Here is a 392-nt window from a genome sequence, read left to right on the forward strand (position 1 = left end):
CGCGCCGCCCAGAGCATGCCGCGTCTGAGGATGGTGCGCATTTCGGGCACGTCGAACTCCTTCGCCACATGTCCGAGGGAGCTGTAGAAGACCCGGCCCTGGCCATGACGGCGCTTCCAGACCACCGGCATGACGACCCCTTCGATCCAGGGAGCGTGCTCGCCCGAGAAGGTGGTCGTGGCGAGAACCTCGTTCGACGGGTCCACATGCATGTAGTACTGCTCGGAGTGGTAGTCGAAGTCCTGGATGCCCTGCATGACCGGATCATCCGGCCGGGTGATGTTCACGCGGTAGTCGATGATGTTGCCGGGATGGGCCACCCATTGGCCGCCGCACATGAACTGGTACTCGACCGCCTCGCGGAAGGCGTCCCCCATGCCGCCGTGATAGCC

General features: G+C 64.5%; 1 protein-coding gene. It reads right to left on the reverse strand.

Annotated features, from left to right (window positions below; translation table 11 throughout):
• The coding region (locus KBI52_RS00650; protein WP_210804765.1) for a ThuA domain-containing protein at positions 1 to 392 on the reverse strand (392 nt) is incomplete at both ends.

Origin of the sequence: Microvirga sp. HBU67558, from assembly GCF_018069605.1 — a bacterium.
GTDB lineage: Bacteria > Pseudomonadota > Alphaproteobacteria > Rhizobiales > Beijerinckiaceae > Microvirga > Microvirga terrae.